Source organism: Haloarcula sp. JP-L23 (assembly GCF_011602445.1).
GTDB lineage: Archaea > Halobacteriota > Halobacteria > Halobacteriales > Haloarculaceae > Haloarcula > Haloarcula pellucida.
The window spans coordinates 2,131,975-2,153,599 of record NZ_CP050014.1 but is presented as its reverse complement, the minus strand read 5'-3'; the positions used below and the strand labels follow the sequence as shown (position 1 = coordinate 2,153,599).

The window sequence follows — 21,625 nt, the reverse complement described above, 5'->3', positions numbered from 1 at the left end:
ACCGTGATAGGGCCGGTCGCCCCCGTCGACACTATCACCGGTTCCGTCGGACGGTATAAGTACGGGGCCGCTGAATCCTGTGCCATGACGTCCGACCCGACAGTCCTCGTGGCAGGCGACACGCTCGTCGACTTCGTTCCCGAACGGCCGGGACCCCCGGGTGACGCCGGGGGGTATCAGCCGAAGTTCGGCGGGTCAGGGGCGAACGTCGCCCTCGCACTCGACCGCATCGGCGCGTCACCGCTGTTCTGGACGCGACTGGCGACGGACGACTTCGGTGACTTCCTGCGCTCACACCTCGACGACTCGACGATTCCGGACGAGTTCGTCGTACCGGACCCGGACGCCCGGACGACGCTCGCCGTCGTCACGCACGACGAATTCGGTGACCGCTCGTTCACCTTCTACCGCGAGGACGGGGCGGATACGCGTCTCCAGACCGGCACTGTCCCCGACGAGACGCTGGACGCGGTGTCGTGGGTCCACACGACGGGCGTCACCGAGAGCGCAGAGCCCAGTCGGTCGGCGACGCTCGAACTCCAGGCCCGCGCGAGCGAGCGCTGTACGGTGTCACTCGACCCCAACTGGCGGCCGGAGCTGTGGGAGAGCCACCACGAGTTCCGTGCGGTCATCCGCGGATCGTTGGAGGCCGTCGACGTGGTGAAAGCCACGCCCGAGGACCTCGCCGCGGCCGGGTTCGAGCACGACGACCCCGAGCAACTCGCTCGGGATGTCGTCGACCACGGGCCACACACCGTCGTGCTGACGATGGGCGACGAAGGGGCGCTGTGCTACGGGACCGACGTGAGCCCGGTAGCCGGATTGGGTCGGCATCCCGGCTACGACGTCGACGTCGTCGACACGACCGGGGCCGGAGACGCGTTCCTCGCGGCGTTCATCGCCGCCCTGACCAACGGTGTCCGAGACGTCGAAGATGCGCTCTCGCTCGCGAACGCGGCGGGTGCCGTCGCCACGACGCAGGCGGGTGCCGTATCGGCGCTGACCGGGTTCGAACAGATACGCCAGTTCCACGACGAGATTCCGTGGGCCGTCTAACCGTCCCGGACAGGCGGACACTTGTTCCGTCGTGGTGAACAAGTCTATATGCGAGGGTTCCGTAGCGTTTCTATGGCCACACAGAACAACACCATCGACGCCACCAAGACGTCGCTGCGAATCATCGAGGAACTGAAACGTCTCGATGGGGCGGGGGTCACCACCGTCGCGAACGAACTCGGCATCGCAAAGAGCACCGTCCACAACCACTTGCAGACGCTCACCGAAGAAGAGTACATTAACTGCGAGGACGGCATCTACCGTGTCGGCCTGCGCTTTCTCGAACTCGGAGAGTACACGCGAAACCGAATGGACATCTACGAGAAAGCCCGTCCTGAAGTGCTCTCACTGGCCGAAGAGACTGGTGAGATGGCCAACGCCGCCGTCGAGGAACACGGGACGGGCGTCTACATCACACGTGCCGAGGGGACCGAAGCGGTCAGCGTCGACACCTACGCCGGAAAGCGCGTGAAACTTCACTGTACCGCCCTCGGGAAGACGATTCTCGCCGAACTCCCGGAGCAACGCGTCGACGAAATCATCGAGACGCACGGACTCCCCGAACGGACGGAGAACACCATCACCGACACGGACGAACTGAAAGCGGAACTCGACGCGATTCGTGACCGGGGCTACGCGTACGACCGTGAGGAACGACTTCCGGGCCTCCGGTGTGTGGCGGCGCCGGTCGTCGCGGAGGACGGACGCGTCGTCGCAGCGCTCAGCGTCTCCGGACCGACGACCCGTATCAAAGGCGACCTGTTCCACGAGAAGATTCCGGAACTGCTTCGCTCGTCTGCCAACGTCATCGAGATAAACATGGCGTACTCGTAGGCGTCCTCACCGGACAGAACGAGACACCGGCCGTTCGTTTCTGCCGAAGTAGATGAAGCATATAAAGTAGCGGCTCGGCACATATATGTCTAACAGAGGTACCTTCGTTAGAATATCCGGCGCACGGCGTTCGGTAGAGAGAAACTATCGTTCGTCTGAGCGGAACGACACTGTCGCCGCTCTGCCGCCGTCGCGACCGTCCTCCCCCGTGAGAAAAGCTAGTTTCAAGTGACACGAAGCCCGTTGTACGGTATGGCTCCCCCGTCTCTCAGAGCGCGGTTACTGGACGGCGAGACGCTGCTCGGGACGTTCCAACTCATCGACTCCCCGATGGCCGCGGAGATGGCAGGCGTCGCCGGGTTGGACTTCACCATCCTCGATCAGGAGCACGGTCCACTGAGCGCCGAGTCCTGCGTCGCCATGTGTGCGGCCGCCGAGCGCGGGGGTGCTGCCCCCGTGATTCGGGTCCGGAACAACTCCGAGTCGGAGATACAGCGAGCGCTGGACATCGGCGCGGCCGGCGTCGAGATCCCGCAGGTCGAGACGGGCGCGGACGCTCGGGCGGCCGTCGACCACGCACGCTTCGATCCACTCGGGTCCCGCGGATTCTCGCCGTACGTCCGTGCCGGGCGGTACACGGGGTACGACGACTACACCGACCGGCAGAACGAGACGACGGCGGTCATCATCCACATCGAGGGCGAACGCGGTGTGGAGAACCTCGACGACATCGTCGCCGTCGAAGGTATCGACGTGTTGTTCCTCGGACCGTACGATATGTCACAGTCCATCGGCATCCCCGGTCAGGTGCGAGACGACCGTGTCGAAGCTCTGATGCAGGACGTGTGCGACCGGGCCGTGGACGCGGGGAAAGTCGTCGGGACGTACGCAGACGACCCCGAGATGGCTCGGCAGTGGATAGATGCCGGGGCGCAGTACGTCGCCGTCGGCGTCGACGGTGCTATCCTCACGCGGGCGTTCGAGGACATCGCCGAGGCCGTCACCGAGTAGTCCCGCCCCCGGACCGCCGGTAGCTCTTTTGTCACTGCGATTGAACGTCCTCTATGGAACTGACCGCGCTGACCGAGGCGTTCGACCGACGCGACTGGCAAGACGTGACCGAGACGGCCGACCCCATCCGGTTCGCGATGGTGGGGCTCGGGTGGTGGACCCGGGAGCAGGCGATGCCGGCCGTCGCCGCCGGGGACCTCTGTGAGACGACGGTGCTGGTCAGCGGCGACCGCGAGAAAGCCATGTCGGTCGCGGACACCTCGGAAACGGTCGCGCGCTCCATCACCTACGAGGAGTTCCACGACGGCGCCGCCAGCGAGGCCTACGACGCCGTCTACGTCGTCACGCCGAACGCGCGCCACCTCCCGTTCGTGGAGAGCGCCGCCGAACTCGGCAAGGACGTCCTCTGTGAGAAACCGATGGAGGCGACGATCAACCGGGCCGAACAGATGGTCGCTGCCTGCAACGAACACGACGTGACGCTGATGATCGCCTACCGGATGCACACCGAGCCCGCGATTCGGCGGGCGAGAGACATCATCGAGGCGGGCTACGTCGGCGACCCGGTGTTCGTCCACGGCAACATGAGCGAACCCATCCTCGAACTCGTCCCGGACCCGGACCAGTGGCGTCTCGACTGGGAGCTATCCGGCGGGTGTGCGACGATGGACATCGGCATCTACTCGCTGAACACCGCTCGGTTCCTGCTCGACGCCGACCCGGTGCGCGTGCAGGGGTCGGTCGCGTCGGTACAGGAGGAGTTCGCGGACGTCCCCGACGAACACGCCGCGTTTCAGGTCGACTTCCCCGACCACACCTTCGCCGTCTGCACCGCCAGTCAGAACGCCACGATGGCGAGTCACATCCGAGTGACCGGCACCAAGGGCGAAGTCCGCGTCGAACCCGCCTTCTACCCGTGGGACGAGCGCCGACTTCACGTCTCACACGGCGGGTCCGACATCGACGTCTCCTTCGAGCAGAGCGACCAGATGGAAGAGGAGTTCGAGTACTTCTCGCACTGCCTGTTGACGGGCGAGGACCCGTACGCCGACGGCGAACACGGACTCGTCGACATCCGGGCGCTGAAAGGCGTCTACGAGGCGGCGGAGGACGGGCGGGCGGTCGAACTCGGATGAGCGACTCAGCGGTGCGTCGACGGCGGGACGACGCCCGATGACCCGAGATCGACCCGGTCGCCGATTCTGACGACTTCGAGTTCACGGGGATAACGGTACGACGAGACGTGTTCGTGCAGGGCTTTCGGGTCGCCGGTGACGCCCTTCCACATGTCGAAGTGCGACGGGAGTAGTCGGTCCAGTTGGAGGGCGTTTGCGGCCTCGACGACTTCGTTCTCGGTCATGTACCACTTCGTCGGTCTGGTCTCTCCGTCCTCGGTGTGGTGGATTCGGCCGACGGACCCGAACGCGAGGACGCCGAGTTCGACGTCGAATTCGTCACCGATGCGCTCGAATGCCGCTGCTGGCTTGCTGTCGCCCGGGTGGAAGAACGTCCCCGCGTCGTGTTCGACGACGTAGGAGACCGGTTCGATGGCGTCGCCGTCGTCGGCGTCCCGGACGTGGACCGTGAAGTCGCCGACGGCGAACGAGTCCCCTTCGCTGACGACCGACCGCTTGCCAGACCCGACTCGCAGGTCGCCCACGTAGTCGGGCGAATCGTAGGACGCCCGTGGGGCGTAGAGTGTCCCGCCGTCGTCGAGGAGCGGTCCGTAGGATGGCGGGTGCATGTGGTCGATGTGTTCGTGCGTGACGAGGACGGCGTCGGCCGCTCCGTCGGCGGGGTCCATCGGCACCGGAATCATCCGAATCAGTTTCGGCGGGTCGCCGTCGCCGAAGTACGGGTCGACGTACAGCGTCGTCGTCGGAGATTTGAGGACGAACCCGTTACAGCCGAGGTACCAGACGGCGACGCCGTCGGGTTCGGCCTGCGCTATCTCCGCTGTGAGCCAGTCACCCCACGTCGCGTGAATCGTATCCTGTGTCATGTGTGGTGTCGGTATCTGGTGGTGAGTACACCCCGGTTAGTAAGCGACTACCGCGGCCAGCGACCCCGGAGTGACGGGGAACCGGACGCGTCAGCCGAAGTACTGGCCGAGGTAGTCGGCGGCGTTGTCCTGCGTGACTTCCAGCCCGTCGATGACGACAGTCTCCTGTACGTCCTCGCCGGCGAGGTGGGCCTTCCCCGTCTCGATGGCAGTGTTGACCATCTCCTCGGGTAACTGCGCGATGGTCCCGTAGTACTGGTTGTCCGAGAACAACTGGACCCACGCCTCGGTGCCGTCGATACCGGTGACGGGGACCGACATGTTCGCGTTCTGAAGTGCCCGATGCGCACCGAGCGCCATCAGGTCGTTCTGACAGAACACGCCGTCTATCTCGTCGCCGTACTGCGTGATGAAGTCCTCCATGACGCTCAGGGCGTTCTGCGTGGAGAACTCGCCCGTCTGACTGGCGAGACGACTCAGGCTGTCGTTGTTGCTCACGGCGTTGCTGAACCCTTCTCCCCGATCGTTCGTCACGCTCGCCCCGGGCGTCCCCTCCAACTGGAGGACGTTGTAGGTGTCTTTTTGCTCCATCTCCTGCATGAAACTCAGACACAGTTCCGTCGACCGGCGGCCGAGCTGGACGTTGTCGGAGGCGACGTAGCTCACAGTGTCGCCCTCGGCGACGTTGCGGTCGATAGCGACGACGGGGATGCCCGCGTCGTTGGCCTGCTGGATGGCGCTGATGACGCCCTCGGCCGTGATTGCCGAGATGAGCAGGAGGTCGACCTCGTTCGAGATGGCCGTCTCGACGTCCGAGACCTGCGTGCTCTGTGAGTTGCCGGCGTCGTAGAACGTCGAATCCGAGGCGATGGTCCCCTCGCTCTTGGCCGCGTCGAACGCGTTCTGCATCCGGGCGAAGAAAGTGAACTCAAGCGACGGGACGGAGAGTGCGACAGACGGCGCGTCTGTCGACTGCGTCGTCTCTTCGGTTTCGGTCCCGCCGTCGCCGTCACCGTCGCCTCCGTCGCCAGTCGTCTCGGTGGTTCCGGTGGCGCCGTCACCGCCACCGTCGCCACCGTCGCCACCGTCACCGCCACAACCGGCGATGAGGGCCGTTCCGGCTATCGCACTGGTACGGATAAACCGCCGTCTGGGAATGTCTCTTGGCATACACCCACACGGTTCGAACCCCCGCATCAAAGAAGTATCGATGAGAAGGAATTATATTTCAGTTATCAATATCTACTCCTGCCCGACGACGTTCGCGAGGACGGCCAACATCAGGACGATGCCCTGCGCGACCAGTTGTCCCGACGGGCCGACGCCCATGAGGTTCAGGCCGTTCTGGAGGATGCCGAGGATGAGGACGCCGATGAGCGTCCCGACCATGTTGCCGGACCCGCCAAAGAGGTTGGCGCCACCGAGGATGACCGCTGCGATCGGCGGGAGCAAGAGCCCGGACCCCATCGTCGGGATGGCGCTCCCGAGGCGGCCAAGCGTCACGAGTCCGGCGATAGCCGCGAACGCGCCGGAGATGACGAGCGTTCCGAGGCGCACGAGTCGGACGTTGATGCCCATGCGCTCGGCAGACTGGCGGTCGCCCCCGATGGCGTAGATGTAGAGGCCGAACTTCGTATACGAGAGGAGCAGTTGCGAGAAGACGAGCAGTGAGAGAAAGACGATGACGATACTCGGGAAACCGAACACTCTCGACCCGCCGAGTCCGGTCAACGATGGAGGTAACCCGATGATAGGCCGGTTCCCCGAGACGATGAGGCCGAGGCCGTCGGCGAGAAACAGCATCGCCAGCGTCGTCATGAACGAGGGGACGCCGAAGCGGGCGGTGACGAACCCCGACACCGCGCCGAACGTCGCACCCAGCAACACGCCGACGAGGATAGCCGCAGGGACGGGGACGGCGACCCCTTCGAAAAGCCGGGCGCCCACGGCGAGCGTCGCTATGGTCAACCCGCACACCTCCATCACCTGCGCGATGCTCAGGTCTATCTCCGCACAGAGAATCGGGAAGGTGACGCCGATAGCCATGATACCGATTATCGACACCTGTTGGAGGACGTTCACCTGATTGCCGACGGTGAGAAACCGGTCGTTCAGCAGGGTGAACGCAGCGTACAGACCGACGAGGCCGATGATCGGTCCGTACTGGCTCACCCGTTCGAGCGTCACCTGCTCCCGAGCAGCGCCGAAGTCGACGGCCGTGCGCGCCATGCCGTATCGGTTCTGTCGACGCGATATTATGTCTTTGGGACAGTTGACAGTTTCGGGTAGTGAGGCGGCCGTTGTCACCCCGGTCCGTGACGGGGCGAACTATTTTATTGCCCCACCGATATTTCACACGCATGGCCGAGGCCACACAGAGCGACGACGACCACATCGTCGAGATGGAGGGTATCACGAAGACGTTCGGCGAGGTGGTCGCGCTGGAGGACGTCACGTTCCGACTCCGGCGCAACGAGATTCTCGCGCTGGCGGGCGACAACGGTGCCGGGAAGTCGACGCTCATCAAGTGTCTCGCCGGGGCGCTCCAGCCGGATTCGGGGACAATCCGCGTCGACGGCGAGGTCGTCGAGATTCCCAACCCGCGCGTCTCGAAGGACCTGGGTATCGAGACGACGTTTCAGGACCTCGCCGTCGCGGGGAACCTCACCGTCACGCAGAACATCTTCCTCGGCCGCGAGACGGTCTCCGGTCCGGACACCCTCTTTGGCGTCCTCGACAAGCCGGCGATGCGCAAGCGCGCACAGGAACTGCTCGACGACCTCGAAATCCACGTCGATGTCGCCGAGAAAGTGTCGAACCTCTCGGGCGGCGAACGCCAACTCGTCAGTATCTCGCGGACGCTCCTCTCTGACCCGAAAATCGTCATCATGGACGAACCGACCAGCGCCCTCTCCGTGGAGGGGGCCGACCGCGTCCTCGAACTCATCGACCGGATGCAAAAGCAGGGTATTTCCATCGTCCTCATCTCGCACAACCTCGACTACATCAGGCGGGCCGCCGACCGCATCCACGTCCTCCATCAGGGCCGGAGCGCCGGTATCATCGACGCCGCCGACTTCGATCAGGACGAGATAGTCAAGCGGATGGTCGGCGGGCTGCCCGAGACAGAGCGCGGCGAACAGACCGCCGACGTCTGAGTGCCGCGGTTCCCGTCACTCGTACGTCCGCCGGCCTGTCTGGTTGGCCTCGATGTAGTCCCAGTCGTAGTCGACGCCCAGTCCCGGGCCGTCTGGGACGGGCACGGTCCCCGCGTCGTCGACGGCGTCGATGTCGTCGCGATAGCCGCCGTCGTACACCGGCGGCGTCGTGTTCGGCGCGTCGGGGTGGACCAGCGCCATCTCGTAGTAGTTCGCGTTCCGCGTCGCGGCGATGCAGTGGCGTTGGGCGGGACCGGGCGCGTGGAACTCCACGTCCAACCCGAATCCTTCGGCGACGTTCGCAATCTTCGTCGCCCCGGTGATGCCGGCGTCGTACTCCGGGTCAGCCCGGACGAAATCCGTCGCTTCCGTCGCCACGAAGTCGGTGTGGGGTTCCAGCCCGCGGATATGCTCGGTCTGGAGGATGGGCGTGTCGAGGGCTTGCCGCAACTTCCGGTGGCCGTGCTGGGAGATGCCGCCGTCCCGGTACGGGTCCTCGTACCAGAGGTAGCCGTGGTCGTCACACGCCCGTCCGACCTGCAGGGCCTCGGCGAAGGTGTCGAGGTCACAGGCCGGATCGACCATCAGGTCCATCTCGTCGCCGACTCGCTCGCCCACCGCGCGGACCGTCGCTTCGAGCAGGTCCGGGTCGCGCCAGTTGCCGTCCCAGCCGTGGACCTTGTAGCCGGGATACCCCATCTCCAGACACGTCTCGGCGAAGTCAGCGTAGGCCGCCGCCGAGTCCAGCCCCCCGCTCCGGTCGCCCTGATACGTCGAGGCGTACGCTGGGAGTCGGTCGCGATAGCTCCCGAGCAGTTCGTGGATGGGCGCGCCGTACTGCTTGCCCGCGTAGTCCCACAGCGCAATGTCCAGCGGCCCGATACCCATTCGGTCGTACTTCCGGAGCGCTCGCTTGAGTTCGGACCAGTGGTGTTCGCGCCGCGTCGGGTCACGGCCGATGAGGTAGTCCGCGACGGTGTTTATCTGGGCGGCGCCGGGCGAATTGCTCCCGACGTACTCACCAGTTAGTCCATCACTAACGTCGACTCTGACCCCGAACAGGCGCCGCTCCATCGTGTTGCCGGGGTCGTAGACGACGTCGAACCCACCCGGCGGCGTTCCCACGTCCGGCAAGGTGTAGCTGAATTCGATGACCTCGATGGACTCTATCGTCGGGGACATACCCGTGTGACTCGCCGCCGCGGGATAAACATCTAGGGGGAGTAACTGGTCTACGTCTCGTGGACCGACTCGAAGGTCCGGTGGGCCATGTACGAGTAGTCCCGCGCGGAGAGGAACGGGACTTCCTCGACCCACGAGAGACACGCCTCGTAGCCGGCCCAGTCGTCCATCCACGGGTAGTCCGACCCGAGCATCAGTCGCTCGGTACCGAACCAGTCGGCGAGGTGTCGGACGTACTCCCAGAGGTCCTCGTAGGGCCAGGACTCGTCGCTGGACCGGGGAAGCGAACTCACTTTGACGGCGACGTTGTCGTGGTCGGCCAGCGACTCGAAGTCGGTCCACGGTGCCTCACTCGGGTCCGTCGTCTCGTCGGGGTAGGCCATGTGGTCGACGACGAGTTGCACGTTCGGATACCGCTCCGCGAGCGTCTCCAGCATCGAAATCTGTTCGGCCTTGGGGAAGACGAATATCGAGGTGTCCTGCGTGGCCGCCTCGTCCCAGACGGGTTCGAGCGCGTCGTCGAGTATCCAGTCGGCCGTCCGGTCCAGTTCGGAGGCGTGTTCCTCGTAGGCCAGACAGGCGTGCATCCTGACGCCGAGCATCCGGTCGTGGCCGACGACGCGGCGGAGGGCCGAACGGACCTGTTCGGGGTCGTCGCCGAAGAAGTCCATCAGGCCGACGCCCCACAGGCGGTCTGGATAGGCCTCGATAGAGCGCATCGTGTACTCGTTGGCACGCACGCCGCGGCCGTACAGCGGCGTCGTGACCATGACGCTCTCCTCGACTCCGGCGGCGTCCATGTCGGCGATCAGGTCGTGAGCGGTGTAGGCCCCCTCCCATCCCGGTGGCAGGAGTTCGGCGGACCACGGCAGTTCCTCGGTGTCGGGGCCCCACGTGTGCGTGTGTGTGTCTACAAATCGCATCGAATCACTCCAGATTTCCCCCGCCGCTCACTCTGACGATGTCGCCGACGACGTAGTCGGCCCGGTCGCTGGCCAGCCACAACACCGCGTCCGCGAGGTCTTCGGGTTGACCGAGTCGACCGAGTGGCCGCGTCTCGCCGCGTTCGTGGAGAATCTCCTCGGCGGTCCGGTCGGGGTCGTCCCTCGCTTCCATCTCGGCCTCGTAGCGGGTCTGGGCCGTCTCTGTGACGTCCGTCGAGATGGCGTTCATCCGGATGCCGTGTTCGGCCAGTTCCTGTGCCATCCGCCACGTCAGACCGTTTATCGACGTCTTCGAGATGCCGTACAGGCCGAACGAGCCGGTACGCCGGTCGCCCGCCTGACTGGTGTGGTTGACGATACAGCCCTCGATGCCCTCCGCTATCATGTGCTCGGCGACGAGTTTCGCGGCGTAGTACTGCGACCGGACGTTGACGTTCATCGTCGTGTCCCACGTTTCGACGTCGGACTCGACCAGCGATTCCTCACGGGGCCACATGGCGGCGTTGTTGACGAGCAAATCTATTTGCTCGAAGGCGTCGATGGACTCCTCTACGAGCCGTTCGAGAGCCCCCGGGTCGCCTACGTCCGCCGCGACGCCGATGGCGTCACCCGGCCCTCGCTCGTCGAGTTCGTCGGCGGCGTCAGTCACGTCGGCCTCGTTCCGCGCGTTGACGACGACGTTCGCCCCGGCGTCGGCGAGCCCCTCCGCGATGCCCCGGCCGATGCCCTTCGTCGACCCGGTGACGATTGCGGACTCGCCGGTGTAGTCGTACTCGGTATGCCCTACCATGACACAGTAATCGTCTCGCTATACCGTCAAGAATCCACCGGTAGGCCCCATCGCGACGAGACGTCGACCCCGCGGTCGGACGCTCCCGACCCGGCAATCGCCCGTGGAAGCACGCAGGTTTATTGGGATGGTCTCTCATGATACTGCTATGGCTCCGGAAATTACCAGCATCGAGTCAGTGGAGTTCTCCTATCCTATCGAGGACGTGGGTACCGACCAGCACGGGTTCAACCTCGTCTACGAACCCGGGTCGGTGACCGAGCGAAAGCTGTTCGGCCTCAAGATTCACACGGACGAGGACATCACGGGCGAGTACGTCGGCGGCAACTCGCCGGGTGCGGCCCAGATCAACATGTTCGCGAACTACCTCGTCGGCAAGAACCCGCTGGAACGGGAGAAACACTGGAGCGAAGTGAAGCGGGCGCTCCGGAAGTACGACCGGATGGGGATGGGACCCATCGACATCGCCCTCTGGGACTTCGCCGGGAAGTACCACGACGCCCCCATCCACGAACTGCTGGGTACTTACCGCACGAAGTTCCCCGCCTACGCGTCGACGTACCACGGCGACGAGAACGGCGGCCTCGACACGCCCGAGGCCTTCGCGGACTTCGCAGAGGAGTGTCTGGAGATGGGTTACGGCGCGTTCAAGATTCACGGCTGGGGCGGAAGCGAGGGGTCACGTGACCTCGACAGAGAGATAGCCGCGGTCCACGCCGTCGGCGACCGCGTGGGCGACGAGATGGACCTGATGCACGACCCGGCCTGCGAACTGGAGACGTTCGCCGACGCGCTGAAACTCGGCCGCGCGCTGGACGAGGTTGGCTTCTTCTGGTACGAGGACCCGTACCGGGACGGCGGCATCTCACAGCACGGCCACCGGAAGTTGCGGCAAGCGCTGGACACGCCCATCCTCCAGACCGAACACGTCCGCGGCCTGGAACCGGCGACAGATTTCGTCGCCAACGAAGCGACGGATTTCCTCCGGGCGGACCCGGAGTACGACGCCGGCATCACGGGCGCGATGAAACGCGCCAGCGTGGCGGAGGGATTCGGCCTCGACGTGGAGTTCCACGCGCCCGGCCCCGCCCAACGCCACTGCATCGCTGCCATCCGCAACACCAACTACTACGAGATGGCGCTGGTCCACCCCGACGCGCCGAACACCACGGCGCCCATCTACGCCGGGAAGTACGAAGACCAACTCGACACCGTCGACGAGAACGGGATGGTCGAAGTCCCGGACGGCCCGGGACTGGGCGTCGACTACGACTGGGACTACATCGAGGCCAACCAGACGGGAAGCCTCCACACCTACGAGTGAGATGACCTACACAGCCGGTATCATCGGAACGGGCGGTATCGCCGGGATGGGCATCCTCGGGATGCACGACGCGGAGGACATCGGGCAGAAGAAGGTCCGAGCGAGTCACGCGGGCGGGTACGACGCGACGGAAGGCATCGAACTCGTGGCGGTGGCCGACGTCGACGAGGAGAAACTCGACCGCTTCGGCGAGGCGTGGGACATTCCCTCGGACCGGCGCTACGTCGGCCACGAGGCGATGCTCGACGCCGAGGACTTAGACGTCGTCTCTGTGTGTACCCCGTCGTATCTGCACGCGGACCACGTCGTCGACGCGGCGCGGTCGGCGGCCGACCCGTCGCTCGTCTGGTGCGAGAAACCAATCGCCTCCTCGGTGACCGACGCCGAGGAGATGGTCGACGTCTGCGCGGAGACGAACACGGAGTTGCTGGTGAACCACTCGTTCCGGTTCACGACCAAACTGCAGCGACTCCGCGACCTCGTGCAGGACGAGGACATCATCGGCGAGGTGCACTCCGTCGCGACCCAATTCCGGATGGAACTGCTGCGTAACTCCACGCACCTCCTCGATACCCTCGTCTATCTGCTCGACGACCGAGCAGACACCGTCTCGGGGTACATCACCGGCGAGAACGAGGCCGTCGACTCGCTTGAGGCCGCCGAACGGGTCGACGACGCGGGCGGCGGCGGGTTCGTCGTGATGGACGACGGCACGTTCGTCACCATCGACTGCACCATCCCGCGGGCGGAGTCCTCGATGACGCTGCAGTTCATCGGGAGCGAGGGGAAACTCTACCTCAACAATGACGATGGCGAGTGGCGCTATTGGCGGTTAGAGGACGGAGACCACGTCGAGGAGTCTCTCCCGGGCATCGACGGCGCGTGGACGTGGGACGAGGACTACCGCGACGCCTTTGCCAACGCTGCCGGCGACATCGTCTCCGTCCTCGACGGGGACGTACCGAACCCGTCGACGGGCGAGGAAGCGACCCGGTCGCTGGAGATCATCGCCGGGTTCTACATCTCGCACTACACCGGCGGCCAAGTGTCCATCCCGCTGGACCGCCCGCTGAAAGACGTGACAATCACGTCGTGGTGAGTCGGGTCGAGCGAAGTAGTGTTCCGCGTACCTGAACGACGGTTCCCCGGAACCGGCCGTCCCGTTTTTCTGCTCGGAATGCCAAGGAATGGTATGGACGACGACGACGCCGACGTGGTCACGCTGACGTACAGATCGACCGGTTCGGCCGACGTAGCGTCGTCGCTACGCGACGAGACGTTCGAGCGATACCTCCGCCGGTCGAAGGAAGGCCCCGTCTCCGCCGGCGAGAAGTGGGACGAGGTAGTCAACGACGGATGCGGGACGACGACCGACGTCACACTCACTGTGGCCCGAGTAAGCGGCGGTGAGGCCATCGGAGGGGCGACACAGTTCGAGTTCACCCCGGCGACGGAGTCATAACGGGTTTTCGTCGTCGGGCTGTTCAGTTGAAGTGAACGCGGCGTAGCGTCCCTGTCCCGGCCCGTCGTCCGAATGTATAACATAAGTACGTCCGTTATAATACCGAGAGTAATCCGTTTTCCTTGGCCGTCACCGTGTTCCCCAGAGTGGAACAACTGTCTCACCCGTCCGGATAGCGACCGCGAAAGTCGGTCGACGTGTCGGGAGTGTCTGCCGGATAGGCGACGAGGGATGCGACTCCGGAGTCAGACGGTCGTCACCGTGTTCGAGAGGCGGCCGATAGCCTCGATGTCGACGTCGATGCGGTCGCCCGGCCGGAGCGTGAACCCCTCTTCGGGGACAAGTGACGTGCCGGTCAACAACACCGTCGCCTCCGGAATCGTGTTGTGACGCGTGAGAAACGAGACGAGTTCCTCGCAGGTGCGGACCATCTCACTGGTAGACGTGGCGCCCTCGTACTGTCGCTCGCCGTCGCGTTCGACGGTCATGGTCATCTCCAGATCGTGTGGGTCGCCGACGGACTCGGGGGTCACGACACAGGGGCCGAGCGAACAGGACCGATGGTAAATCTTCGCCTGCGGGAGGTAGAGCGGGTTCGCGCCCTCGATGGACCGACTGCTCACGTCGTTGCCGACCGTGTAGCCCACGACGTCGCCATCGTGAAGTACGATGCCGAGTTCGGGTTCGGGGACGTTCCACTCGGAGTCGCCGCGGACGCCGACCGCTTCGCCCGGACCGACCACGCGCGAGGGCGTCGCTTTGAAGAATATCTCCGGTCGCTCGGCCTCGTAGACGTCGAGGTACATCTCGGGCATCCCGCTCTCGGCCTCGCGGGCCTGTTCGCTTATCTCGTAGGTGACGCCGGCGGCCCACACCTCGTCGACGACCGGTGCGGTACAGTCGGCGGCGTCGGGTGGTTCGACCGCCGCCGCGTCGTCGAACAGCCCCGTAGCCACGTCGTCGACAACCATCCCAGCGACGTCGGCGACGTGTGCGAGGTCGGTGAACGACGTCACGCTCGACCGGGCGGCAGTGAGGTCGTAGGCGGTGTCGTCCGCACGGGCGAGTAGCCGTGGCTGTCCGTCCGTGACTGTGCGATAGTATCGCATACGTAGTTACTGCACGCCCGAGGTTCTTGTCGGTTCCGGTGGCCCCACCAAAACTTTCTCGTAGCCCCGGTGTGTCGGTTGATTCGATGGCCGAAACATACCACAACTACGTCGACGGCGAGTGGGTGGCTGCCGAGACGGGCGAGACGTTCGAGAACCGAAACCCCGCGGACCGGAGCGACGTGGTCGGCGAGTTCCAGCAGTCCGGCGTCGAAGACGCCGAACGTGCCGTCGAGGCCGCGGCGGCCGCAAGCGACGAGTGGGCCGACACGCCGGGGCCCGAGCGCGGGGCGATTCTTCGGGCCACGTCACAGGCGCTCGAAGCGCGCAAGGACGAACTGACCGAGACGCTCGTCCGCGAGGAAGGGAAGGCCCGGCCCGAAGCGGCCGGTGAGGTCCAGCGCGCCATCGACATCTTCTCGTACTACGGGGCGAAGGCCAGCGACATCGGCGGGACGGTCAAGTCCTCCAGCAGTCGGGATACGACGCTGTACACGGTGAACGAACCCGTCGGCGTCGCCGGCCTCATCACGCCGTGGAACTACCCCATCGCGATTCCGGCCTGGAAGATCGCGCCGGCACTGGCCACCGGAACGACCGTCGTCTTCAAGCCCGCCTCCGCCGCGCCGAACGTCGCCCGGAAACTCGTCGAGTGTCTAGACGAGGCCGGCCTCCCAGACGGCGCCCTCAACTTCGTTACCGGACCGGGCCGCTCCGTCGGCAAGACGTTCACTACGCACGAAGCCGTCGACGCCGTCTCCTTCACCGGCAGTTCCGCCGTCGGAAACACCGTCGGTGAACAGGCCAACGAGACGGGCAAACGCGTCCAGCTAGAGATGGGCGGGAAGAACCCCGTGGTCGTGATGGACAGCGCGGACGTCGACGAGGCGGTCGACATCGCCGCGAGCGGCGCGTTCGGCGTCACCGGGCAGGCCTGTACGGCCACCTCCCGGGCCATCGTCCACGAAGACGTCTACGACGAGTTCGTCGCGGGCGTCGTCGAAGCCGCCGAGGCTATCGAGGTCGGTCCAGGCCTCGACGGTGCGGACATGGGCCCGCAGGTTAACCAGAGCGAACTCGACAGCACGCTGGAGTACGTCGACGTCGGTCAATCGGAGGGCGCGACGCTCGAAACCGGCGGCAACGCGGTCGACGTCGGCGACGGCTTCTTCGTCGAACCGGCGGTGTTCTCGGACGTGGAACCGGACATGCGAATCGCACAGGAGGAGATATTCGGCCCCGTCCTCGCAGTGCTCCCCGTCAGCAGCTACGAGGAGGCCCTCGACGTCGCCAACGGCGTCCCGTACGGCCTCTCGGCGAGCATCGTCACGCAGGACCTCACGGAGGCCCACGACTTCGTGGACGAGTCCGAATCCGGCGTCGTGAAGGTAAACGAGAAGACGACCGGACTGGAACTCCACGTACCCTTCGGCGGTATGAAAGACTCTTCCAGCGAGACGTACCGCGAACAGGGTGACGCCGGCCTCGACTTCTACACCCTCTCGAAGACGGTGTATCTGAACTACTGAGGCCGCGATCCGGTTGCACCACCACTTTTTGGCGCCAGCAGTTCGACAGGATGCCGGGGCTTGCGCTCTAGCAGGGCGTCAATCTGTTCGAGACAGGAGGTGCCGCTGGCGACGACCGGTCGCTCACTGACGCCCTCGGCGTCGAGTTGCGCGGCCAATCGGCCACCGACGTCCATGCTGAGTTCGTAGTAATCGCTCTTGTAGCCGAAACTCCCGGCCATGCCACAACACTCCACGTCGGAGGTGACTACGTCGTATCCCAGTCGTTCGAGGACGGCGACGGTGTGGGCTTCGAGGCCGAGCGTCCGCTGCTGGCAGTGGGCGTGGTAGGCGATGTCCGCGTCGTCACCGGACGCCAGCGGGTCCTCGTCCGCACCGTTTTGGAGAAGTCCGAAGACGTACTCCAGCACCTCGTAGCTGTTCTCCGTGAGGGTGTCGGAGGGCGATTCCGGGAGCAGCCTCTCGTACTCGGAGACGAACATCGCGTGGTCGCTCGGTTCGATGACGACCACGTCCCGTCCGTCCGCTATGTGTGGCGAGAGCGTCTCGTAGACTCGTTCGGCGTGGTCCGTCGCCGTCGCGACCATCCCCTGTGAGAACGGGGCCCGGCCGCTTGACGACACCTCGGGTACCACGACGTCGACGCCGAGCGCTTCGAGGACTTCGACGGCCGCTTTCCCCCGCTCGACCTGCACGTGGTTGGTGTAGAGGTCCGGGTAGACGACGGCCCGCCTCACGGGGTCCGTGACAGTCGACGCCCGGTTCGCGAACCACTCGACGAGCGTCTCACGCTGGAACTGCGGGAGGTCGCGGCGCGGGTCCACGCCCAGCACCCGGTCCATGAACCACCGCGCAGTCTGCGTGTCGGCCAGCCAGTTCGAGACGGGCGCGGTTGCGCTCCCGAGTCTCGCGACCGTCTCGAAGTTGCCGAAAAAGCGCTTCTGGAGTGGGGCGCCGTCGGCTTCCGCGTCGGGCGTCAACCCGTCGACCAGCCACTCCGCGGGTCGCTCTCCCTCGCGGTTGATGCGGTCCCGAACGACCGTGTTTATCCACGGGATGTCGATTTTGACCGGGCAGGCGTTGACACACCGGGTACACCCCGTACAGAGGTCGTTGAACTCGGCGGCGGTGTCCAAGCCTTCGATGCCGGCCTCCCACCCGGTCGCGATGCCGCCCGAGTACGTCTCACCGCCGAACGCGTGGCCGCCGACGCTCTGGAAGTTCGCACACGAGTTCGAACAGGCCGAACAGCGGATGCAGTACAGCGTCTCCCGCAGGTCGTCGTCCTCGCGCATCGCCAGCCGGCCGTTGTCGACGAGGACCAGATGGAAGTCCCGGTCGTTTGCGAACGCAGAGAGGGGCGTCTCGTCGTCCGCGAAGTCGACGACGGGCGTCTCGACCGGCGGCGTCAGCAAGGAAACGTAGGAGGTGATGTCCTGCCCGGTGCCCGACCGACCGATGAGTTCGACGAACGGCTGGAAGTCGCCGACGCTCGGGACGATCTTCTCGACGCCGGCGACGGCGACGTGGGTGTCCGTCGCCGCCACCGTCTTCCGGGCGTTGCCCTCGCTCGTCACGAGCGCCATCGTCCCCGACTCGGCGGCGAGGAAGTTCGCGCCCGTGATGCCCACCTCGCTGTCGACGATGCGCTCGCCCAGTTTCTCGCGGGCGAACATCGTCAGTTCCTCGGCCGTCTCCAGCGGTTCCTCGGGGTCGAACAGTTCGTTGAACAGGTCGGCGATAGACTCCCGGGACTTGTGGATAGCCGGCGCGACGATGTGGGAGGGCGCTTCCTCGGCCAACTGCAGGACCCATTCGCCGAGGTCCGTCTCCAGGACGTCCACCCCGTCGGCTTCCAGCGCTTCGTTGACCTCCAGTTCCTCGCTGGTCATCGACTTGCTCTTGACCACGCGGGAGGCGTCTCGCTCGGCCACGACCGACCGGATGTACTCGTTGGCGTCCGCGGCGTCCTCGGCGACGTACACCGTGCCGCCGTTCTCGACGACGGACGTCTCCAGTCGGTCGACGAGTTCTGGCAACCGCTCGATAGCGTCTTCCTTGATAGCTCTCGCCTCGCTCTTGAGCGCCTCGTAGTCTTTGAGGTCGGCCACCGACGCGTACCGGCCCTCGTTGAACCCCTGCGTGTTCGCTGCGATGGCCGCCCCCTCGGTCCGCATCAGGTCGCGGATGTCGTCGGCTCTCGACATTCAGGCGTCCTCCGTGACGACGATGGCTCTGACGTCTTTCGGCCCGTGGGCCCCTCGGACGAGTGCGCCCATGTCAGCCGTCGCGCTCGGTCCGGTCGCCAGTATCGCGCTTCCTCGCGACTCGCCGAACTCGCTATCCAGCGTCTCGATAGCCGACTCCATCTCGGTGACGAGGTCTGTCTCACGGACGACGACGACGTGGGTGTCGACGAAGAGACTCACCAGTTCGCTCCCGCGGTCGGTCTGTTCGAGCGCGACCGTCCCGTAGTCAGCCACGCCGAGACGCGCACCAGTCACCCCCGTTCTTGCCTCCCTGAGTTCGACCGGGGTGGGGTCTACGACCACGTCGGTATCGGCGAGCGAGAACGCGTCGTCGGCGAACGTCTCGTCCAGTGCGACGCCGACCGCTGGCGGTTCCACGACGTCGTTCACCCGTGATGCGACAGCCGCTCGGCCGACGCGGGTCACCGGCACGTCGTACTCGGCGAGCGACGACTCGAACGTAGCGAGTGTATCTGAGGTCATTGGTATTCGAACACATGGTGCACACGAGTATAAAATTTCGAACCGAAAGCGCCGCACCGTCGACGACGGCGTCCGGCCGTTATTCCCCGACGACGGGGTTTTCGAGGACCCCGATGCCCTCTATCTCTACCTCGACGGTGTCGCCCGGTTCCATCAGTTCCGGTGGATCGCGGAAGATGCCGACGCCGCCCGGGGTCCCCGTGGAGATGACGTCGCCGGGACGCAGCGTCATCGCGTCGCTGATGTACGCGACGAGTTCGTCGACGTCGAAGATGAACTGCTCCGTGTTCGAGGACTGTTTGGTCTCGCCGTTGAGGCGACAGGCCACGTCGACGCCGTTGGGGTCGAACCCGTCGCCAGCGACGAGCGTCGGCCCCATCGGCGAGAACGTGTCGTAGCTCTTCCCGCGGAAGAACTGTCCGTCGTCGAACTGCGCGTCGCGTCCGCTCACGTCGTTGATGACTGTATAGCCGGCCACGTGGTCTCTGACTTCGTCGGGGTCGAGGCTACTGGCCGTCTGGCCGATGACGACGCCCAGTTCGACCTCGTAGTCGACGTCGTCGAGGTCGGCGGGGTGGACGATCGGGTCACCGGGGTTCGTGACGGACGTCGCCGCCTTCGAGAACAGCAGTGGTTTCTCGGGGATCTCCTCGTCCTGTTCCTCGGCGTGGTCGCGGTAGTTCAGACCGGCACAGACGATTTTTCCCGGGGCTTCGACCGGCGCGAGCAGTGAAACGTCGCCGTCGACGGCCGTCAGCGACCCCGCCCCGAGCGCTTCGCGGACTCTACGTCGGTAGCCCGCCGACCCGATATCGGCGAGCGTCGGATCGCTGCCGGGCCAGTCGGCGAGCGAGTAGACCCGCTCGTCTGCTCGGATGCCCCACTCCGGACCTGTACCTGCGACTGTGTAGCGGACGAACTGCATACCAGTTAACGCTTGCCGCGCCAGTATTTAAACGTTCCACGTTCAGCGCTGGTCGGGTCTGTTGGCGACCGCGGTGCCGTCGACGGGTCGCTTCGGTCGAGCGTCGAAATCGAGGTGGCAAAACCGGAAGCGCTCTTCCCGATTCCACTACGGGAGGCCAGCCGCCTCACCCCATATTCAATATAGCGACATACGGTTCATCAGACTGAGGTCGCCCACCGAAACACACGCCTCTTTGACACTACTGGGCGACGGGCGCTTCGCCGACCCTCGAATCAGGACTCGAAGGTTCGCTCGATGAGGTACTTCACGAGATACATCGACGCGACGATGCTCACGAGCATCACCACGATGACGATGAGAATCATGAACAGACGGACGAGTCCGGGGTCTGCCATGCTATGTTGCCCTCCCTTCGACCCGTTCGTAGCGGTTGGGGGCCATGTCCATATCCACGCCAAGCCAATCCAGCGTCAAGCCGTTTTGGATTCGCCAACCGCCGTCGGCTTTCGTGGGGGATCGATAGCGAATCAGACGTCGGTGGCGGTGGGTTATCGACACTGGCCGGGTCGACTGAAGGCACGTTCCCACCGCATCCCGCCCGTCCAGTAGCGGCCGAGAGTCACTTCTGGTGGCATTTCGGGACGCGTTCGTCGCCATATCGGACTCGTCCTCGGGTAGCCGTCGCGTAGGAGACGGCTAACCTTACGGTCCGTTATCGACCCTCGCATATGGGGATTGACTCGGGCGCAGAAGGCGGCGAACACCCGGACCGGGAGAACAATCCGTATCAGCGAGACGGGCTTCAAGGTGTGGTGCAGGCCCTCTACAACAGAGTGCGGCCGCACTTACCGCGAAAGATGGGCGTGTACAACGGTGTGCACGCACGGGGACCGAGGCTCTTCGACGTCTCCGACGTGCTCCCGGACTACGAAGACGACTTGCTCGGACTGGTGCGAGAAGCCGTCGACGACGGTGACCACGTGACACTCGTCGGCGGAGGACTAGGGATATCGACTATCGTCGCAGCGAGGCAGGGGGCGGCGTCGCTCACCGTCTACGAGCCAGCAGCAGACCGTGCGCGCCTCGTCGCGGAGAACGCAGCCCTCCACGACATCCAACGCATCGAAGTCCATCACGCGGCCGTCGGGGACGCCGCAAACGCGGCCGGCCCCGTTGCCGGAGCAGACAGAATCGCACCCGCGGACCTGCCGGACGGTGACGTACTCGTCCTCGACTGTGAGGGTACGGAGGTAGACGTCATCACCGAGATGCCGAACGGGTACCGGGCCATCGTCGTCGAGACGCACGGCGCGTTAGGTACGTCGAAAGACGACGTCCACAGCGCGCTGGAGGCTCACGACGCCGAGGTTCTGGCAGTCAGCGAAGACAACCCCGCGGCTGGGATATACACGATACTCGCACGGCTGTAGGCTGTCTGCCGAGACGGCTCGTAGTAGCTCCGTCGAGTCCTGCTCAAAGCGCTCTGGCGAACGTCGATACAGTGACCGAGCGGGGTTGGCCGAGTTTAACACACCAGCTAGTGAGGATTGGCGAATCATCACCG

At 65.0% G+C, this 21,625-nt stretch carries 21 protein-coding genes; 10 read left to right on the top strand and 11 right to left on the bottom strand.

Annotated elements, in window-relative coordinates; genetic code table 11:
• Positions 1-84: 84 nt before the first annotated feature.
• The 4 genes from G9465_RS11065 to gfo6 all read left to right on the top strand — a co-directional run bounded on the left by G9465_RS11065 (position 85) and on the right by gfo6 (position 4,037).
• Positions 85-1,056 carry a carbohydrate kinase family protein gene (locus G9465_RS11065; protein ID WP_166969920.1) on the top strand — a complete coding sequence of 324 codons (972 nt, stop codon included), beginning with the start codon at positions 85-87 and terminating at the stop codon, positions 1,054-1,056.
• 72 nt (positions 1,057-1,128) lie between these two features.
• Positions 1,129-1,890, top strand: a complete 762-nt coding sequence (locus tag G9465_RS11060; protein WP_166969918.1) for an IclR family transcriptional regulator — start codon at positions 1,129-1,131, stop codon at positions 1,888-1,890.
• 252 nt (positions 1,891-2,142) lie between these two features.
• The gene (locus tag G9465_RS11055; RefSeq protein WP_166969916.1) at positions 2,143-2,901 is read left to right on the top strand and encodes an HpcH/HpaI aldolase/citrate lyase family protein; all 759 of its coding nucleotides are present in this window, start codon (positions 2,143-2,145) and stop codon (positions 2,899-2,901) included.
• A 53-nt stretch (positions 2,902-2,954) separates the two neighbouring features.
• On the top strand, positions 2,955-4,037 hold the full coding sequence (gfo6, locus tag G9465_RS11050; RefSeq protein ID WP_166969914.1) for a D-xylose 1-dehydrogenase Gfo6: 1,083 nt from the start codon (positions 2,955-2,957) through the stop codon (positions 4,035-4,037).
• A 5-nt stretch (positions 4,038-4,042) separates the two neighbouring features.
• On the opposite strand, the gene G9465_RS11045 is transcribed toward gfo6, so the two are convergent.
• The 3 genes from G9465_RS11045 to G9465_RS11035 all read right to left on the bottom strand — a co-directional run bounded on the left by G9465_RS11045 (position 4,043) and on the right by G9465_RS11035 (position 7,132).
• Positions 4,043-4,903: an MBL fold metallo-hydrolase gene (locus tag G9465_RS11045; protein ID WP_166969912.1), complete on the bottom strand. Its 861-nt coding sequence runs from the start codon at positions 4,901-4,903 to the stop codon at positions 4,043-4,045.
• A gap of 90 nt (positions 4,904-4,993) precedes the next feature.
• Entirely contained in the window at positions 4,994-6,073 is a 1,080-nt protein-coding gene (locus tag G9465_RS11040) for a substrate-binding domain-containing protein (protein ID WP_166969910.1), read from the bottom strand.
• A gap of 72 nt (positions 6,074-6,145) precedes the next feature.
• A complete protein-coding gene (locus tag G9465_RS11035) occupies positions 6,146-7,132 on the bottom strand; it encodes an ABC transporter permease (RefSeq protein ID WP_166969908.1) in 987 nt (328 codons plus the stop codon).
• Between the two features lie 131 nt (positions 7,133-7,263).
• On the opposite strand from G9465_RS11035, the gene G9465_RS11030 reads away from it, so the two are divergent.
• Positions 7,264-8,061, top strand: a complete 798-nt coding sequence (locus G9465_RS11030; protein WP_166969906.1) for an ATP-binding cassette domain-containing protein — start codon at positions 7,264-7,266, stop codon at positions 8,059-8,061.
• A gap of 15 nt (positions 8,062-8,076) precedes the next feature.
• Here the strand turns inward: G9465_RS11030 and G9465_RS11025 are convergent, their stop codons facing one another.
• From G9465_RS11025 to G9465_RS11015, 3 genes are read right to left on the bottom strand one after another with little or no spacing between them, the layout of a single operon-like run.
• Entirely contained in the window at positions 8,077-9,243 is a 1,167-nt protein-coding gene (locus G9465_RS11025) for an enolase C-terminal domain-like protein (RefSeq protein WP_166969904.1), read from the bottom strand.
• Positions 9,244-9,293: 50 nt separating this feature from the next.
• Positions 9,294-10,166, bottom strand: a complete 873-nt coding sequence (locus G9465_RS11020; protein WP_166969902.1) for an amidohydrolase — start codon at positions 10,164-10,166, stop codon at positions 9,294-9,296.
• A 4-nt stretch (positions 10,167-10,170) separates the two neighbouring features.
• The gene (locus G9465_RS11015; RefSeq protein WP_166969900.1) at positions 10,171-10,977 is read right to left on the bottom strand and encodes an SDR family NAD(P)-dependent oxidoreductase; all 807 of its coding nucleotides are present in this window, start codon (positions 10,975-10,977) and stop codon (positions 10,171-10,173) included.
• Between the two features lie 148 nt (positions 10,978-11,125).
• On the opposite strand from G9465_RS11015, the gene G9465_RS11010 reads away from it, so the two are divergent.
• The 3 genes from G9465_RS11010 to G9465_RS11000 all read left to right on the top strand — a co-directional run bounded on the left by G9465_RS11010 (position 11,126) and on the right by G9465_RS11000 (position 13,763).
• Positions 11,126-12,301, top strand: coding sequence for a mandelate racemase family protein (locus G9465_RS11010; RefSeq protein WP_166969898.1), 1,176 nt, complete (start codon positions 11,126-11,128; stop codon positions 12,299-12,301).
• A gap of 1 nt (position 12,302) precedes the next feature.
• Positions 12,303-13,400 carry a Gfo/Idh/MocA family protein gene (locus G9465_RS11005; protein ID WP_166969896.1) on the top strand — a complete coding sequence of 366 codons (1,098 nt, stop codon included), beginning with the start codon at positions 12,303-12,305 and terminating at the stop codon, positions 13,398-13,400.
• A gap of 93 nt (positions 13,401-13,493) precedes the next feature.
• Positions 13,494-13,763 (top strand): hypothetical protein, encoded by a 270-nt coding sequence (locus G9465_RS11000; RefSeq protein ID WP_166969894.1) that lies wholly within the window; start codon positions 13,494-13,496, stop codon positions 13,761-13,763.
• Between the two features lie 245 nt (positions 13,764-14,008).
• On the opposite strand, the gene G9465_RS10995 is transcribed toward G9465_RS11000, so the two are convergent.
• Positions 14,009-14,872 (bottom strand): fumarylacetoacetate hydrolase family protein, encoded by an 864-nt coding sequence (locus G9465_RS10995; protein WP_166969892.1) that lies wholly within the window; start codon positions 14,870-14,872, stop codon positions 14,009-14,011.
• Between the two features lie 86 nt (positions 14,873-14,958).
• Here G9465_RS10995 and G9465_RS10990 point away from each other — a divergent pair, with 86 nt between their 5' ends.
• Complete coding sequence (locus G9465_RS10990) at positions 14,959-16,401, top strand: aldehyde dehydrogenase family protein (protein WP_166969890.1); 1,443 nt, start codon at positions 14,959-14,961, stop codon at positions 16,399-16,401.
• Here G9465_RS10990 and G9465_RS10985 read toward each other — a convergent pair.
• The 4 genes from G9465_RS10985 to G9465_RS26085 all read right to left on the bottom strand — a co-directional run bounded on the left by G9465_RS10985 (position 16,395) and on the right by G9465_RS26085 (position 20,456).
• Positions 16,395-18,608 carry an LUD domain-containing protein gene (locus G9465_RS10985; RefSeq protein WP_166969888.1) on the bottom strand — a complete coding sequence of 738 codons (2,214 nt, stop codon included), beginning with the start codon at positions 18,606-18,608 and terminating at the stop codon, positions 16,395-16,397. The genes G9465_RS10990 and G9465_RS10985 overlap by 7 nt on opposite strands.
• Positions 18,609-19,133, bottom strand: coding sequence for an LUD domain-containing protein (locus G9465_RS10980; RefSeq protein ID WP_166969886.1), 525 nt, complete (start codon positions 19,131-19,133; stop codon positions 18,609-18,611).
• A gap of 79 nt (positions 19,134-19,212) precedes the next feature.
• Positions 19,213-20,058, bottom strand: coding sequence for a fumarylacetoacetate hydrolase family protein (locus tag G9465_RS10975; protein ID WP_166969884.1), 846 nt, complete (start codon positions 20,056-20,058; stop codon positions 19,213-19,215).
• A 275-nt stretch (positions 20,059-20,333) separates the two neighbouring features.
• Positions 20,334-20,456, bottom strand: coding sequence for a hypothetical protein (locus G9465_RS26085; protein ID WP_255491937.1), 123 nt, complete (start codon positions 20,454-20,456; stop codon positions 20,334-20,336).
• 333 nt (positions 20,457-20,789) lie between these two features.
• Between G9465_RS26085 and G9465_RS10970 the strand changes: the two genes are divergently transcribed.
• Positions 20,790-21,491 (top strand): hypothetical protein, encoded by a 702-nt coding sequence (locus G9465_RS10970; RefSeq protein WP_166969882.1) that lies wholly within the window; start codon positions 20,790-20,792, stop codon positions 21,489-21,491.
• The last annotated feature ends 134 nt before the right edge of the window (positions 21,492-21,625 follow it).

What these genes read in the sequence shown, in the direction of transcription:
- G9465_RS11065 (WP_166969920.1), top strand. Translation starts at nt 85, where the DNA reads ATGACGTCCGACCCGACAGTCCTCGTGGCAGGCGACACGCTCGTCGAC.
- G9465_RS11060 (WP_166969918.1), top strand. Translation starts at nt 1,129, where the DNA reads ATGGCCACACAGAACAACACCATCGACGCCACCAAGACGTCGCTGCGA.
- G9465_RS11055 (WP_166969916.1), top strand. Translation starts at nt 2,143, where the DNA reads ATGGCTCCCCCGTCTCTCAGAGCGCGGTTACTGGACGGCGAGACGCTG.
- gfo6 (WP_166969914.1), top strand. Translation starts at nt 2,955, where the DNA reads ATGGAACTGACCGCGCTGACCGAGGCGTTCGACCGACGCGACTGGCAA.
- G9465_RS11045 (WP_166969912.1), bottom strand. Translation starts at nt 4,903, where the DNA reads ATGACACAGGATACGATTCACGCGACGTGGGGTGACTGGCTCACAGCG.
- G9465_RS11040 (WP_166969910.1), bottom strand. Translation starts at nt 6,073, where the DNA reads ATGCCAAGAGACATTCCCAGACGGCGGTTTATCCGTACCAGTGCGATA.
- G9465_RS11035 (WP_166969908.1), bottom strand. Translation starts at nt 7,132, where the DNA reads ATGGCGCGCACGGCCGTCGACTTCGGCGCTGCTCGGGAGCAGGTGACG.
- G9465_RS11030 (WP_166969906.1), top strand. Translation starts at nt 7,264, where the DNA reads ATGGCCGAGGCCACACAGAGCGACGACGACCACATCGTCGAGATGGAG.
- G9465_RS11025 (WP_166969904.1), bottom strand. Translation starts at nt 9,243, where the DNA reads ATGTCCCCGACGATAGAGTCCATCGAGGTCATCGAATTCAGCTACACC.
- G9465_RS11020 (WP_166969902.1), bottom strand. Translation starts at nt 10,166, where the DNA reads ATGCGATTTGTAGACACACACACGCACACGTGGGGCCCCGACACCGAG.
- G9465_RS11015 (WP_166969900.1), bottom strand. Translation starts at nt 10,977, where the DNA reads ATGGTAGGGCATACCGAGTACGACTACACCGGCGAGTCCGCAATCGTC.
- G9465_RS11010 (WP_166969898.1), top strand. Translation starts at nt 11,126, where the DNA reads ATGGCTCCGGAAATTACCAGCATCGAGTCAGTGGAGTTCTCCTATCCT.
- G9465_RS11005 (WP_166969896.1), top strand. Translation starts at nt 12,303, where the DNA reads ATGACCTACACAGCCGGTATCATCGGAACGGGCGGTATCGCCGGGATG.
- G9465_RS11000 (WP_166969894.1), top strand. Translation starts at nt 13,494, where the DNA reads ATGGACGACGACGACGCCGACGTGGTCACGCTGACGTACAGATCGACC.
- G9465_RS10995 (WP_166969892.1), bottom strand. Translation starts at nt 14,872, where the DNA reads ATGCGATACTATCGCACAGTCACGGACGGACAGCCACGGCTACTCGCC.
- G9465_RS10990 (WP_166969890.1), top strand. Translation starts at nt 14,959, where the DNA reads ATGGCCGAAACATACCACAACTACGTCGACGGCGAGTGGGTGGCTGCC.
- G9465_RS10985 (WP_166969888.1), bottom strand. Translation starts at nt 18,608, where the DNA reads ATGTCGAGAGCCGACGACATCCGCGACCTGATGCGGACCGAGGGGGCG.
- G9465_RS10980 (WP_166969886.1), bottom strand. Translation starts at nt 19,133, where the DNA reads ATGACCTCAGATACACTCGCTACGTTCGAGTCGTCGCTCGCCGAGTAC.
- G9465_RS10975 (WP_166969884.1), bottom strand. Translation starts at nt 20,058, where the DNA reads ATGCAGTTCGTCCGCTACACAGTCGCAGGTACAGGTCCGGAGTGGGGC.
- G9465_RS26085 (WP_255491937.1), bottom strand. Translation starts at nt 20,456, where the DNA reads ATGGCAGACCCCGGACTCGTCCGTCTGTTCATGATTCTCATCGTCATC.
- G9465_RS10970 (WP_166969882.1), top strand. Translation starts at nt 20,790, where the DNA reads ATGGGGATTGACTCGGGCGCAGAAGGCGGCGAACACCCGGACCGGGAG.